General features: G+C 65.3%; 11 protein-coding genes. 5 read left to right on the top strand and 6 right to left on the bottom strand.

Translation table 11 applies throughout. The annotated features are described in order from the left end of the window. Positions 1–34: 34 nt before the first annotated feature. On the bottom strand, positions 35–886 hold the full coding sequence (locus ACSION_RS05475) for a glycosyltransferase family 2 protein (RefSeq protein WP_435306659.1): 852 nt from the start codon (positions 884–886) through the stop codon (positions 35–37). 221 nt (positions 887–1,107) lie between these two features. Here ACSION_RS05475 and pilB point away from each other — a divergent pair, with 221 nt between their 5' ends. The 4 genes from pilB to coaE all read left to right on the top strand — a co-directional run bounded on the left by pilB (position 1,108) and on the right by coaE (position 5,766). Further along, complete coding sequence (gene pilB, locus ACSION_RS05470) at positions 1,108–2,850, top strand: type IV-A pilus assembly ATPase PilB (protein ID WP_435305185.1); 1,743 nt, start codon at positions 1,108–1,110, stop codon at positions 2,848–2,850. Positions 2,851–2,966: 116 nt separating this feature from the next. Beyond that, a complete protein-coding gene (locus tag ACSION_RS05465; RefSeq protein ID WP_435305184.1) occupies positions 2,967–4,223 on the top strand; it encodes a type II secretion system F family protein in 1,257 nt (418 codons plus the stop codon). A 9-nt stretch (positions 4,224–4,232) separates the two neighbouring features. Then, the gene (locus ACSION_RS05460) at positions 4,233–5,096 is read left to right on the top strand and encodes a prepilin peptidase (RefSeq protein ID WP_435305183.1); all 864 of its coding nucleotides are present in this window, start codon (positions 4,233–4,235) and stop codon (positions 5,094–5,096) included. A 49-nt stretch (positions 5,097–5,145) separates the two neighbouring features. Next, the gene (coaE, locus tag ACSION_RS05455; RefSeq protein ID WP_435305182.1) at positions 5,146–5,766 is read left to right on the top strand and encodes a dephospho-CoA kinase; all 621 of its coding nucleotides are present in this window, start codon (positions 5,146–5,148) and stop codon (positions 5,764–5,766) included. 11 nt (positions 5,767–5,777) lie between these two features. Here the strand turns inward: coaE and ACSION_RS05450 are convergent, their stop codons facing one another. From ACSION_RS05450 to ACSION_RS05440, 3 genes are all read right to left on the bottom strand, one after another. After that, positions 5,778–6,728 (bottom strand): Nudix family hydrolase, encoded by a 951-nt coding sequence (locus ACSION_RS05450; protein WP_435305181.1) that lies wholly within the window; start codon positions 6,726–6,728, stop codon positions 5,778–5,780. A 105-nt stretch (positions 6,729–6,833) separates the two neighbouring features. Next, complete coding sequence (gene secA / locus ACSION_RS05445; RefSeq protein WP_435305180.1) at positions 6,834–9,587, bottom strand: preprotein translocase subunit SecA; 2,754 nt, start codon at positions 9,585–9,587, stop codon at positions 6,834–6,836. A 174-nt stretch (positions 9,588–9,761) separates the two neighbouring features. Next, positions 9,762–10,712, bottom strand: a complete 951-nt coding sequence (locus ACSION_RS05440; RefSeq protein WP_093490191.1) for a M23 family metallopeptidase — start codon at positions 10,710–10,712, stop codon at positions 9,762–9,764. Between the two features lie 8 nt (positions 10,713–10,720). Here ACSION_RS05440 and ACSION_RS05435 point away from each other — a divergent pair, with 8 nt between their 5' ends. Beyond that, entirely contained in the window at positions 10,721–11,188 is a 468-nt protein-coding gene (locus tag ACSION_RS05435; RefSeq protein WP_093490190.1) for a DUF721 domain-containing protein, read from the top strand. Between the two features lie 201 nt (positions 11,189–11,389). On the opposite strand, the gene lpxC is transcribed toward ACSION_RS05435, so the two are convergent. Beyond that, positions 11,390–12,304, bottom strand: a complete 915-nt coding sequence (gene lpxC, locus ACSION_RS05430; protein ID WP_093490189.1) for a UDP-3-O-acyl-N-acetylglucosamine deacetylase — start codon at positions 12,302–12,304, stop codon at positions 11,390–11,392. A 213-nt stretch (positions 12,305–12,517) separates the two neighbouring features. Beyond that, positions 12,518–13,744 (bottom strand): cell division protein FtsZ, encoded by a 1,227-nt coding sequence (ftsZ, locus tag ACSION_RS05425; RefSeq protein WP_093490188.1) that lies wholly within the window; start codon positions 13,742–13,744, stop codon positions 12,518–12,520. Positions 13,745–13,768: the final 24 nt, after the last annotated feature.

Below are 13,768 nucleotides of genomic sequence, written 5' to 3'. Positions count from 1 at the left end.
TCCACCCACCTTCGCAGCGCATGATGGGTGGCAGTCATGGATCGCGGCGATATGTGAGGGCGGTAATCTGCTCAGATATCAGCCCAATCAGAAAAATGATGACCGCCGCACTGAAAAGCAGGACGCTCATGTTGGTGAATCGGCCCTGCGTGATGAAAGTCCAAGCGTAGTAGCCAAGACCTATCAGGAAGAACGTCGCGGCCGCGGGAGCGAACAGCTTGAGTGGCGAGTAGAGCGTGGCGATCTTGAAAATGATCAGCAGGAAGCGAATACCGTCCCGCAACGGCCGGATATGACTGCGACCAATGCGTCTGGCCACCGGAATGGGAACGTACGCCACCGGATAGGCGCTGCGAAAAAACGCCATGGTGCTGGTGGTGGGATACGAGAACCCGTTGGGCAGCAGATGAATGAATTCCTTGAATTTCTCCGCGCGCACCGCCCGAAAGCCCGAGGTCAGGTCTTTCACCGCGAAACCGGTCATCCGCGTAGCCAGCCAATTGTAGAAGGTGTTGGCCAAGCCACGGCTTACGCCGGCTTGTCCGTCCCAATCGCGCGCACCCACCACCATGTCGTATCCCTCATCCAGCTTCTGCAGCAAGCCGGGAATGCAGGCAGCATCATGCTGGCCATCCGCATCCATGAACACGATCACATCACCACTGGCTGCGCGGGCTCCGCGCTTGATCGCCGCACCGTTGCCCATCGAGTAAGGAGAGCGGAGTACTCGGGCGCCCTTGGCCTCGGCGATCATCGGAGTATCGTCGCTGGATCCATCGTCCACCACGATGATCTCGGCATCCGGCATGAGGGACTTCAAGCCTTCGAGCGTGCGGGGCAGCCCGCCCTCCTCGTTCTTCGCCGGCAGAACTACACTGACCTTCATCGTTGCCCCAAGCTCGTTTCCCCCATCCAGCTTACTGCATCCGGTATACCGCCCGTCCCCGGCGCGTGCGCCGTTGGTGCCGTCCTGCGTCAGCTTGTGACCCACGCACGCTCCACGGCCGCGGCGCCCCTCGCCCAGGTCCCGGGCGTTGCAGTAAAGTTGGTCGTGGCCCGTTTCTTGCTGCGTCCTTGGGCCGTACCCCCTGCTGCACGGAATCCACCATGAACGCTGTCTCCTCGCCCGCCGCCAATCTGGTCGGCATCACCGGCATCGCCCGCCGCCTGGTCCAGGACGGCGCCCTTGATGAAGCTGCAGCCCGCAGCGCCATGGCGAACGCCACCGAAGCCAAGGTTCCTTTGGCCCAATGGATGGCCGAGAAGCGCTTGGTGGCCCCAGCTCACCTGGCGGCGGCCAACGCGATCGAGTTCGGCATGCCGCTGCTGGATGTCACCACGTTCGATCCCTCGCACAGCGCGATCAAACTGGTCAGCGAGGAACTGATCCAGAAACATCAGGTGCTGCCGCTCTTCAAGCGTGGCGCCAAGCTGTTCGTCGGCACCAGCAACCCGACCCAGACCGCGGCGCTGACCGAGATACAGTTCCATACCAACCTGGCCGTGGAAGCCGTTCTCGTCGACGAGGACCAGTTGCGCCGCACGTTGGACCAATGGCTCAACGCAGCCAGCAATCTGTCCAGCACGTTCGGGGGTGACGACGACGAGGGACTGGACAATCTGGAGGTCGGGACCGATGACGACCTGGGCGCGGCCAACGAGTCGGGCGTCGATGCCAAGGGCGACGACACGCCGGTGGTCAAGTTCGTCAATAAGGTGCTGGTGGACGCGATCAAGCGCGGCGCCTCGGACATCCATTTCGAACCTTACGAAACCGACTACCGGGTGCGCCTGCGCATCGACGGCATCCTCAAGCAGGTCGCCAAGGCCCCGGTGAAATTGAGCCAGCGCATCGCCGCACGCCTGAAGGTCATGTCGCAACTGGATATCGCCGAGAAGCGCGTACCGCAGGACGGCCGCATCAAGCTGAACCTATCCAAGACCAAGCAGATCGACTTCCGTGTCAGCACGCTGCCTACGCTGTTCGGCGAAAAGATCGTCTTGCGCATCCTCGATGGCAGCGCCGCCAAACTGGGCATCGACAAGCTGGGCTACGAGCCCGACCAGCAGAAGCTGTTCGAGGAGGCCATCCAGAAGCCCTACGGCATGGTACTGGTCACCGGCCCCACCGGCTCGGGCAAGACCGTGTCGCTGTACACCGCGCTGGGCATCCTCAACGACGACATGCGCAACATCTCCACCGTCGAGGATCCGGTCGAAATCCGCCTGCCGGGTGTCAACCAGGTGCAGCAGAACACCAAGCGCGGCATGACCTTCGCCGCCGCCCTGCGCAGCTTCCTCCGCCAGGATCCGGACATCATCATGGTCGGCGAAATCCGCGACCTGGAGACCGCAGAGATCGCGATCAAGGCCGCACAGACCGGCCACATGGTGCTCTCGACCCTGCACACCAACGACGCGCCCCAGACCATCGCCCGCCTGATGAACATGGGCATCGCGCCGTACAACATCACCAGCTCGGTGACCCTGGTCATCGCCCAGCGCCTCGCTCGCCGCCTATGCTCCAAATGCAAGAAGCCGGTGGAGTTGCCGCACAAGGCCCTGCTGGCGGAAGGCTTCAGCGAGGCCGAAATCCAGGCTGGCTTCACGCTGTATGGTGCCGTCGGTTGCGACGAATGCACCGAAGGCTACAAGGGTCGTACCGGCATTTACCAGGTCATGCCCATGTCCGAGGAAATCCAGGCCATCGTGCTGGAGGGCGGCAACGCGATCCAGATCGCCGCCGTTGCCCAGCAGGCCGGCATCCGCGACCTGCGCCAGTCGGCCCTGATGAAGGTACGAAACGGCGTCACCAGCCTGGCCGAGATCAACCGCGTAACGAAGGACTAGCGGGCGCTGCGCAAACCCTGCCCCCCGTCACACGGGGGGTGCTTCCCTCGGGGCCATAACCGGCTACCATGGGCGAAGACAGTCCGGGTGGGGAAAGCCGGACAGGGGAAAACCTAATGGCCGTCACTCGTTCCGCCGTCAAGAAAGCGCCCGCGCCCGTTCGCGAGAACCCGCTGAGCCTGTTCGTCTGGGAGGGCACCGACAAGCGCGGCGTCAAGATGAAGGGCGAGCAGTCGTCCAAGAACGCCAACTTCCTGCGAGCGGAACTACGCAAGCAGGGCATCACGCCCACGGTGGTGAAGAGCAAGCCCAAGCCTCTGTTCGGCGCTGCCGGAAAGACCATCACTCCCAAGGAAATCGCCTTCTTCAGTCGCCAACTCGCGACGATGATGAAGTCCGGCGTGCCGATCGTGACCTCGCTGGAGATCATTGAGGGCGGACAGAAGAACGTTCGCATGAAGAAGTTGGTCGAAGATGTCCGATTTGACATCGAGAGCGGCTCCTCGTTGTCCGAGGCCATCAGCAAGCACCCCGTGCAGTTCGATGAGCTGTACCGGAATCTGGTCCGCGCGGGTGAAAGCGCGGGCGTACTGGAGACGGTGCTGGACACCATCGCCAGCTACAAGGAAAACATCGAAACCCTGAAGGGCAAGATCAAGAAAGCACTGTTTTATCCGGCTGTGGTCATCGCCGTGGCCATCCTGGTAAGTGCGATCCTGCTGATCTTCGTAGTCCCGCAATTCGAAGGTGTTTTCAAGCAGTTTGGCGCCGATCTGCCCGCGTTCACCCAAATGATCGTAGCGGCATCGCGATTTATGGTGTCGTACTGGTGGGCAGTGTTTGGCACACTTTTTGGCGTCGTTTTCGGTTTTCTGTTTTTCAAGAAGCGTTCGCTGGCCTTGCAGCACTTTCTGGACCGTGTCGCCCTCAAGATTCCGGTGATCGGCCAAATCATGCACAACTCGTCCATCGCACGTTTCGCGAGGACTCTGGCGGTGACCTTTAAGGCGGGCGTACCCCTTGTAGAGGCACTCGATACTGTTGCTGGTGCCACTGGTAATACAGTTTACGAGAAGGCTATTTTCCGTGTCCGCGACGACGTCGCGGTGGGCTACCCACTGAACATGTCGATGAAGCAGGTCAACCTGTTCCCGCACATGGTCATTCAGATGACCGCCATCGGCGAAGAGGCTGGTGCCTTGGACGCCATGCTGTTCAAGGTGGCCGAGTACTACGAACAGGAAGTCAACAACGCCGTGGACGCGTTGTCGAGCCTGATCGAGCCGATGATCATGATCTTCATCGGTGGCGTCGTCGGCGCCATGGTGGTCGGCATGTACCTGCCCATCTTCAAACTGGCCGCAGCGATTTAGAATCGCCCAATGGCATTCCTGGATCAGCACCCCGAACTGGGGTACCCGGTGGTGGCAGGCCTCGGCCTGCTGGTGGGCAGTTTCCTCAACGTCGTCATCCTGCGGCTGCCACGGCGGCTGGAGTGGGAGTGGAAGCGCGACGCCCGCGAGGTGCTCGAAGAGCCCGAGATCTACGATCCGCCCCCGCCGGGGATCGTGGTCGAGCGCTCGCACTGCCCGCACTGCAAGACACCGCTGTCCTGGTACGAGAACATCCCACTGTTCAGCTGGCTGGCCTTGCGCGGCAAGTGCCGTCACTGCAAGGCACCCATCTCGCCGCAATACCCGCTGGTCGAACTGCTGACCGCCTTGCTGGCCGTGGCGTCGGTATGGCGATTCGGGTTCGGCTGGCAGGGGTTCGGCGCCGCGTTGTTCAGCTGCTACCTGGTGGCCCTGAGCGGCATCGACCTGCGTACGCGGCTGCTGCCCGACCAGCTGACCCTGCCACTGATGTGGCTCGGTTTGATCGGCAGCCTGGATAACCTCTACATGCCGGCCAAGCCGGCGCTGCTGGGCGCTATCGCGGGCTATGTATCGCTGTGGCTGGTCTGGTGGTTGTTCAAGCAGGTGACCGGCAAGGAAGGCATGGGCCGGGGCGATTTCAAGCTGCTGGCGGCCATCGGCGCATGGGTGGGGCTCAACGGCATCTTGCCGACCATCCTGCTCTCTTCGGTGGTCGGCGCCGTGATCGGCTCGGTGTGGCTGGGCCTGAAGGGCCGCGATCGCGCCACGCCCATTCCGTTCGGCCCCTACCTGGCCATCGCAGGCTGGATCGCGTTCTTCTGGGGCCCGCAGATCATCGACGCCTACCTGCGTTTCGCCGGCCTGAAGTAGACCGCGCGCGCCTCGGGCAGACCCGGTCCGTCCGCTCCATAATCGGCGCATGAGCCACTATTTCATCGGCCTGACGGGCGGCATCGCGTCGGGCAAGAGCGCACTCGAAAAGGCTTTCGCCGCCCATGGCATTACCGTGGCCGACGCCGACCTGCTGGCACGTGCCGTGGTGAAGCCGGGTGAGCCCGCCCTGGCGGCCGTGGCGGCGCATTTCGGCGACGGCGTGCTGCAGGCGGACGGACGGCTGGATCGCGCGGCTTTACGGGTGCGCGTGTTCAACGACGAAGCCGCGCGACGCGCGCTGGAAGCCATCCTCCACCCCGCCATCCGCGCTCGGCTGCAGGCGATCTGTGTCGCCGCCAGCAGCCCTTACGCAATCGCCATGGTGCCGCTGCTCGCCGAGGGCGGTGGGCGCTCGGCGTATCCGTGGCTCCACCGGATCTTGGTCGTGGATGCGCCGGTGGAAGTACAGCGCGTGCGCCTGATGCAACGCGATGGCATCGATGCCGCGCTGGCCGACAAGATGATGGCGGCGCAGGCCACGCGTGCGGAGCGGCTCGCCATTGCTGACGATATCGTGGTCAACGATGGCGATCTCGAGCATCTCGCTCGCGCGGCGGACGCACTGCATGCGCGCTATCTCGCGCTGGCCGCCGCGACGACCGCCTGACACTTCAGCGCTTACGCGGCAGGCCACAGCCCCCGGATCGCGGCGATGCCTTGTGCGCCATGCTGGCGTGCCTGGGTGATGTCCGCGGGCTGCAGGCCGCCGATGGCGTAGATGGGGAGCGAGACGTTCTCGCGCAGACCGGCGAAGCCGGCCCACCCCAGGGGGTCACCACCGGGGTGCGTCGCCGTGGGGAACACGCTGCCAACGACCGCGAAGTCGCACGCGAGCGCTTCGGCTTGGCGCAGGTCCGCAGCCGTGTGGCAGGATGCTGCGACCAGGACGTCTTCCGGCAGCGGCCGGAAAACGAGTTCGGCGAGCTGCGAGGCCCGCAGGTGGACGCCCACGCCCAGCGTGCGCGCCAGCTCGATATCGCCATTGAGCAGCACCTCCGCCCCAGCAGCCAGGCAGCAGGCGACCGCTTTGCGGGCGAGCTGCTCCCACGCATCGCCAGACAGATTGCGCGCGCGGACGTGCACGCGGCGAATGCCCTGCGCCAAGGCGCGCTCGAGGGCCGCCAGCCAGAGGTCCGTGTCCGTGGGTTCGGGGGTGACCAGATACCGGTCCGGATGCAGCAGCGCGGCCACGACCGGTCGGTCGGCGGGCGGCATGGCGTAGCGCATCAGCTTGTCGGGGACGACCCAGGCCAGCGCCTGCCCTTCATGTCCTCGCGGCGTGCCCTTCCAGCCGGTGAGGTGGCGGACTTCGAGCTTGAGGCGTTTGTCCGGGTACTGCTGCGGCACGCTGATGACGTGCTCGCCGACCTGCGCCTCGATGCCCAGTTCTTCGCGCAGCTCGCGCACCAGCGCGTCTTCGGGGCTCTCGCCGGGCTCGCGCTTGCCACCGGGAAACTCCCAACGCCCTGCCAGGTCCCGCCCCTCGGTGCGTCGGGCCAGCAGGATCCGGCCGCGGGCGTCGGTGATGACGGCGGCCATGACGTGGATCGAGCGCAACGGGGTCAGCATGGTGGAACTTTGCCGGGAACCGGCCGGTAGACGCAAATATCCCCGTGCTGAAAAAGAAAAAGCCGCGCAGTGCGCGGCTTTTCCAGGCGGTCCCGGGTGGGGACCTCAGGCCAACTGGCCGTGGCAGTGCTTGTACTTCTTGCCGCTGCCGCACGGGCACGGGTCGTTGCGGCCGACCTTGGGTGCGTCGCGATGCGCCGGCATCGGTCCGGACTGCACATAGCCGCCTTGCATGGCCGCGGCCTGTTGCGCCTGCTCCGCTTCCTCGTCGGCGCCGTAGCCACCCGCTTCCTGGTGCTGGAACTGCATCTGCCGCGCCTGCGCCTCGGCCATCGCGCGCTCCTGCGCCTCCAGTGCGGCGACTTCCTCTTCGCTGCGGATGCGCACGCGCGACAGCAGGGTCACGACTTCGCTCTTCACCCGCTCCAGCATGCCGGAGAACAGTTCGAAGGCTTCCTTCTTGTACTCCTGCTTCGGCTGCTTCTGCGCGTAGCCGCGCAGGTGGATGCCCTGGCGCAGGTAATCCATGCGCGCGAGGTGCTCCTTCCAGTTCTTGTCGAGCACGGTCAGCATGATGTGCTTCTCGAGCGCGCGCATGGTTTCGTCGCCGACCACCTGCGCCTTCTCGGCGAAGTGCGCGTCCATGCCTTCCTGCACGCGGCGCTCGATGGCCTCCGCGTCCAGTTCCTCGGCCTCTTCGCGCCAGCGGCTCACGGGCAACAGCACGCCCATTTCCTCGCCGAGCTCGCGCTCCAGGCCCTGCAGGTCCCACTGGTCGTCCACCGAGTTCGGCGGAACGAAGCGACCCACCAGCTCGGCCACCACGTCGCCGCGGATGCCGTCGATGTTCTCCTGCACCGTCTCGGCTTCGAGCAACTCATCGCGCTGGGCGTAGATCACCTTGCGCTGGTCGTTGTTGACGTCGTCGAAGTCGAGCAGGTTCTTGCGGATGTCGAAGTTGTGCGCTTCCACCTTGCGCTGCGCCTTCTCGATCTGCCGGCTGACCAGCTTGTCCTCGATGACGTCGTCTTCCTTCATGCCGATCAGCTTCATCGCCTTCTGGACCCAGTCCGAGGCGAAGATGCGCATCAGGTTGTCTTCCAGCGACAGGTAGAAGCGGGACGAACCCGGATCGCCCTGGCGGCCCGAACGGCCACGCAGCTGGTTGTCGATGCGGCGGGATTCGTGGCGCTCGGTGCCCACGATGTGCAGGCCGCCGGCGGCCTTCACTTCATCATGGCGCTTCTGCCATTCGGCTTTCACCGCCGCGCGTGCGGCATCGTCGGCCTCTTCGCCCAGCGCTTCGTACTCGGCTTCCAGCGAACCGCCCAGCACGATGTCGGTACCGCGGCCGGCCATGTTGGTGGCGATGGTGATCGCGCCCGGACGGCCTGCCTGCGCGACGATGTGCGCTTCGCGCTCGTGCTGCTTGGCGTTGAGCACCTCGTGCGGCACGCCGGCCTTATTGAGGAAGTCGGACAGCATTTCCGACGTCTCGATCGAGGTCGTGCCGACGAGCACCGGCTGGCCGCGCTGGTAGCACTCCTGGATGTCGGCCAGCACTGCCTTGAACTTGCCCTGGCGGTTGAGGAACACCTGGTCGGGCGAATCCTTGCGCACGGTCGGGCGGTTGGTCGGGATGACGATCACTTCCAGGCCGTAGATGCTCTGGAACTCGAACGCTTCCGTGTCGGCCGTGCCGGTCATGCCGGACAGCTTCTTGTACATGCGGAACAGATTCTGGAACGTCACGCTGGCCAGCGTCTGGTTTTCGCGCTGGACCGGCACGCCTTCCTTGGCCTCGACCGCCTGGTGCAGGCCATCCGACCAGCGGCGGCCGGTCAGCGTACGGCCGGTGAATTCATCGACGATGACCACCTCGCCATCACGCACGATGTAGTCGACATCGCGCTGGTAGATGGCGTGCGCGCGCAACGCGGCATTGAGGTGGTGCACGACGGACAGGTTGTTGGCGCCATACAGCGGCTCTTCCTCGCTGATGATGCCGGCCGCGAGCAGCAGTTCCTCGGCGTGCTCCATGCCCGCCTCGGACAGGTGGACCTGTTTGCCCTTTTCGTCGACCCAATAGTCGCCTTCCGCTTCTTCGTTCTCTTGCTTGATCAGCTGGGGGACGATGCGATTGACGCGGATGTACAACTCGGGCGACTCGTCGGCCGGCCCGGAAATGATCAACGGCGTGCGCGCCTCGTCGATCAGGATCGAGTCCACTTCGTCGACGATGGCGTAGTGCAGCCCGCGCTGGAAGCGATCGTCCTTGGACATCGCCATGTTGTCGCGCAGGTAATCGAAACCGAATTCGTTGTTGGTGCCGTAGGTGATGTCGGAGGCATACGCGCCCTGCTTGTCGCCGTGCGGCATGCCCGGGTAGACCACGCCCACGCTGAGGCCGAGCCAGTTGTACAGGCGGCCCATCCACGCGGAGTCGCGGCGCGCCAGATAGTCGTTCACGGTGACGACGTGCACGCCCTTGCCTTCCAGCGCATTGAGGTAGGTCGGCAGCGTGGCGACCAGCGTCTTGCCTTCACCGGTGCGCATCTCGGCGATCTTGCCCAGGTGCAGCACCATGCCGCCGATCAGCTGCACGTCGTAATGGCGCATGCCCAGCACGCGCTGGCTGGCCTCGCGGCAGACCGCGAAGGCCTCGGGGAGGATCTTGTCCAGCGCCTCGCCGTTGCGGATGCGCTCCTGGAACTCCGGTGTCTTCGCCTTCAGCTGCTCGTCGGTGAGCTTGCGCAGCTCCGGCTCCAGGGCATTGATCTTGTCGACGATGCGTTGCAGCTGCTTGAGCAGTCGCTCGTTGCGACTGCCGAAGACACGGGTAAGCAGGTTGTTGATCATGTAGGGAACCGGATGGGAAAAGGACGCCGGGGCGCCGCGCTGGCGGCAGGCCCAAAATGAAACAGGGCGCAAGGCGCCCTGTCTGGCAACACCGTATTGTAGCTTGGGGCGCCGCCGGGGGAATCAAGACCGGCGATAGGACCGCCGGTTCCCCGTTTGGTTCCGCAGGCGGCCTCAGCCGCGCTTGACCTGCCCGACCGGCGTCGGGCCTTCGCCCAGGAACTTGCGCGGATTGACCACGCGCCCGTTCTCCCACACCTCGAAATGCACGTGCGCACCGGTCGAACGGCCGGTGGAGCCCGCCTTGGCCACTTCCTGGCCCACGCGGACCAGATCGCCGGCCCGCACGCTGAGACGCGAGTTGTGCGCGTAGCGGGTGACGTAGCCGTTGCCGTGGTCGACGTCGATCACGTTGCCATAGCCGCCCTTCACGCCGGCGAAGCTCACCACGCCGTCGGCCACCGACAGCACCGGATCGCCGACGCGTGCCTTGAAGTCGATGCCCTTGTGGTTCTGTCCACCGCCGCCGAACGGGTCGGCGCGGCCACCGAAGCCGGAGGTGATGTAGCTGTTGGCGATCGGCATGCGGCCCGGGGTCGCGTTCTTGTCCAGCTCGCGGTTGAACAGCAGGGCTTCGAGCACGGAGAGCTGGCGACCGGAAGCGGCGAACTGCCGCTCGAGGTTGTCAACGCCCTCCTTCAGGTCCGCCGGCTTCATGTCGTAGGAAACGTCGTTACCACCGACGCCCACCGGCTCATTGAAGTCGAACTCGCCGTCCTGCAGCTGGCCCACGCGGGTCAGCCGCTCGCCAAGGGCATTCAGGCGGTTGGCCTGTGCCTGCAGCTCGCCCAGGCGCGCGGCCATGGCGTTGATTTCCTGCTGGGCGCCGCGGCGCACCTGCTCCAGTTCCGCATCGCGCTGGCCAGCCTGCGACTGCAGCAGCGACACCTGGCCCATGCCGATCGCGCTGCGGCCACCCACGCCGACGAGCAGGCCGGCGGCGACGAGCACCGCGGCGCTCGCGAGCGGGCGCGCATGGAAGGCGAGGCGGATCCGGTATGCACCATGGGCGGACGCATGGGCCCACCAGGTGCGGGTATTGTTTACGATGGTCTTAAAGCTCATAGATACCGATGTCTGATTCGAAGTCCAAGCCGCGCCGCGCCGGCATCGCGCAACCTGCATTGCAGGCTGCCCTGACGGATGCCGCCACCGACCCGGTGCGTCGCGCCATGTGGCTCGACGCCTTGGAACAGCAGCTTCGCCCCTGCCTTCCGCCTGCCCTGGCGCCGCATTGCCGGTTGGCGAACGTGGCGGGCAAACGGCTCGTTTTTATCGTCGACTCCCCCGTCTGGCATGCCAGGCTTCGCCTGGCCGCACCCGAGCTGATCAACGTGGCCCAATCCATCGGACTGGCGGTCACCGAAGTCACCGCCAAGACGAGCCTCGCGCCGCAGGTGAAGCCTGCGCAGGGCCCGGTCGTACCCGTGTCGGAGGCTTCCCGTAGAGGACTGCAAGCGGCCCTCGACCTCCTGTCCGCACCGGACTCCGCCGGTACACCCCCCCAGAAGGGGAGCCATCGTGGCAGGCGGAAAATTTGACCCGGCCATCACGAAGGACGGGGCATGGTACCGGCCACCGCCTATCGGGTCGTTAGCCAAAGGTTAGGAAAATGTTATTTCCGGACCTGAAATCTGACCCAGTTCACAGTTTCGCCAAGGCGTAACCATTCGCACACCACCGCGTGATCGCGGTAGGAAACCGGGCGACAGCGGGATCACCGTCCGGAGCGGACGGGCGTCTCAGACCGCCAGGGCAGGCGTCGCATAGGTGACCGGCGACGGCGCGATGCCGTTCTCGAAGGTCACTTCTTCCCAGGCCGAGGTCTCGGCCAGCAGCGCGCGCACCAGCTTGTTATTGAGTGCGTGGCCGGATTTGAAGCCCTCGTAGGCGCCCAGGATGGGGCGACCGGCGAGGTACAGGTCGCCGATGGCGTCCAGGATCTTGTGGCGGACGAATTCGTCCGTGTAGCGCAGGCCGTCCTCGTTGAGCACGCGGAACTCGTCCAGCACGATGGCGTTGTCCATCGAACCGCCCAGGCCCAGGTTGCGCTCACGCATGTATTCCAGGTCGCGCATGAAGCCGAACGTGCGGGCGCGCGCGACTTCCTTGATGTAGGCGCCCGTGGAGAAGTCCACCTCGGCGCGCGACTGCGAAGCCGGGATCATCGGGTGATCGAACTTCACCGTGAAACCCAGCTTGAAGCCGTCATAGGGCTCGAAACGCGCCACCTTGTCGCCTTCGACCACTTCGACCGGGCGGGTGATGCGGATGAAGCGCTTCGGGGCGTCCTGCTCGGCGATGCCGGCGGACTGGATCAGGAACACGAACGGGCCCGCCGAACCGTCCATGATCGGCAGCTCGGCCGAGGACAGCTCAACGTAGGCATTGTCGACACCCAGGCCGGCCATGGCCGACATCAGGTGCTCGACGGTCTGCACCTTGGCGCCCTCGCAGGTCAGGCCGGTGCACAGCGTGGTCTCGGTGACCAGCTCGGCGCTGGCCGGGATTTCCACCACCGGCTCCAGGTCGATGCGCCGGAACACGATGCCGGTGTCGACCGGCGCCGGACGCAGCGTCATGTAGACCTTCTCGCCGCTGTGCAGCCCCACGCCCGTCGCGCGGATCACGTTCTTGAGGGTGCGTTGCTGGGCCATCGAGTGGGGTCGCAGGTGGGGGAACCTTGGCGGGGCAGCGAGAATATCACGCAATTCGCTGAATCTTAACGAAAGAACCGCTCTGTCCCACGCCTGAAACAACACGCTGTTAAGGCGCTCCGGAAAGGGCTGCCGGGCCGGTGGGCCCGGCAGCGAAGGGACATGGCGTTGTCGTGCGGGTACCGCCCCTCCCCTCGCGGGGAGGGTGTTTCGTCAGTCGGCCTGGCGGCGCAGGAACGCCGGGATGTCCAGGTAATCCGACGGCAGGTCGGCCGCGACCGGCGCGGAAGCCGGGGCCGACGGTGCGGCCGAGGAGGCGCCGCGACGCAGGCCCAGGCCGCTGGTGGCGGCGCTGATCGGATCCATCGAGAAGCCGTCGTCGATCGGCATGCCGGTGGTGGCGTCGCGGACCAGCTTGATCGGCGCGCGCATCGGCTCGCGCAGGTCGCTGCCACGGCCGACCGGCTGGCGGGCGGCGTTGCGGTTCAGGCCCGTGGCGACCACGGTGACGCGCACTTCGTCCTGCATGTCCGGGTCGAGCACGGTGCCGACCACCACGGTCGCGTCTTCCGAAGCGAAGCCTTCGATGGTGCGGCCCACTTCGTCGAACTCGGCCATCGTGAAGTCCGGGCCGGCGGTGATGTTGACCAGGATGCCGTTGGCACCGTTGAGGTTGACGTCGTCCAGCAGCGGGTTCTGGATCGCGGCCTCGGCGGCGGCCTGCGCGCGGTCGTCGCCGCGGGCGCTGCCGGTGCCCATCATGGCCAGGCCCATCTCGCTCATCACGGTGCGCACGTCGGCGAAGTCGACGTTGATCAGGCCGGGACGGACGATCAGGTCGGCGATGCCCTGCACCGCACCGAGCAGCACGTCATTGGCGGCGCGGAAGGCCTGGATCATCGTCGCGTTGCGGCCCAGCACGGTGATCAGCTTTTCGTTAGGAATGGTGATCAGCGAATCGCAGTGGTGGCTCAGTTCCTCGATGCCCTTCAGCGCGACCTGCATGCGGCGGCGGCCTTCGAACGGGAACGGCTTGGTGACCACGGCGACGGTCAGGATGCCCATCTCCTTGGCCAGCTGCGCCACGACCGGCGCGGCGCCGGTGCCGGTGCCGCCACCCATGCCGGCGGTGATGAACACCATGTCGGCGCCGTCCAGCGCGTCGATGATGCGCTCGCGGTCTTCCAGCGCGGCCTGGCGGCCGACTTCCGGATTCGCGCCCGCACCCAGGCCCTTGGTGACGTTGCTGCCGAGCTGCAGCTGCAGCTTGGCGCCGCAGTTCTTGATCGCCTGCGAATCGGTGTTGGCGGTGATGAACTCCACGCCATCCACGCTGCCGTTGACCATGTGCGCCACGGCGTTGCCGCCGCCGCCGCCCACGCCCACGACCTTGATCACTGCATTCGGGGCCATCTTTTCAACCAGTTCGAAATGTGCCATGTCCTTGTCCTCGTTTATTTAGTT

Origin of the sequence: Pseudoxanthomonas sp. LjRoot125, assembly GCF_964252705.1 — a bacterium.
Lineage (GTDB): Bacteria > Pseudomonadota > Gammaproteobacteria > Xanthomonadales > Xanthomonadaceae > Pseudoxanthomonas_A.
The sequence above is the reverse complement of the archived record's forward strand: the minus strand, read 5'-3'. Positions and strand labels throughout refer to the sequence as shown.

What these genes read in the sequence shown, in the direction of transcription:
- ACSION_RS05450 (WP_435305181.1), bottom strand. Translation starts at nt 6,728, where the DNA reads ATGCTGACCCCGTTGCGCTCGATCCACGTCATGGCCGCCGTCATCACC.
- pilB (WP_435305185.1), top strand. Translation starts at nt 1,108, where the DNA reads ATGAACGCTGTCTCCTCGCCCGCCGCCAATCTGGTCGGCATCACCGGC.
- ACSION_RS05475 (WP_435306659.1), bottom strand. Translation starts at nt 886, where the DNA reads ATGAAGGTCAGTGTAGTTCTGCCGGCGAAGAACGAGGAGGGCGGGCTG.
- coaE (WP_435305182.1), top strand. Translation starts at nt 5,146, where the DNA reads ATGAGCCACTATTTCATCGGCCTGACGGGCGGCATCGCGTCGGGCAAG.
- ftsZ (WP_093490188.1), bottom strand. Translation starts at nt 13,744, where the DNA reads ATGGCACATTTCGAACTGGTTGAAAAGATGGCCCCGAATGCAGTGATC.
- secA (WP_435305180.1), bottom strand. Translation starts at nt 9,587, where the DNA reads ATGATCAACAACCTGCTTACCCGTGTCTTCGGCAGTCGCAACGAGCGA.
- lpxC (WP_093490189.1), bottom strand. Translation starts at nt 12,304, where the DNA reads ATGGCCCAGCAACGCACCCTCAAGAACGTGATCCGCGCGACGGGCGTG.
- ACSION_RS05465 (WP_435305184.1), top strand. Translation starts at nt 2,967, where the DNA reads ATGGCCGTCACTCGTTCCGCCGTCAAGAAAGCGCCCGCGCCCGTTCGC.
- ACSION_RS05440 (WP_093490191.1), bottom strand. Translation starts at nt 10,712, where the DNA reads ATGAGCTTTAAGACCATCGTAAACAATACCCGCACCTGGTGGGCCCAT.
- ACSION_RS05435 (WP_093490190.1), top strand. Translation starts at nt 10,721, where the DNA reads ATGTCTGATTCGAAGTCCAAGCCGCGCCGCGCCGGCATCGCGCAACCT.
- ACSION_RS05460 (WP_435305183.1), top strand. Translation starts at nt 4,233, where the DNA reads ATGGCATTCCTGGATCAGCACCCCGAACTGGGGTACCCGGTGGTGGCA.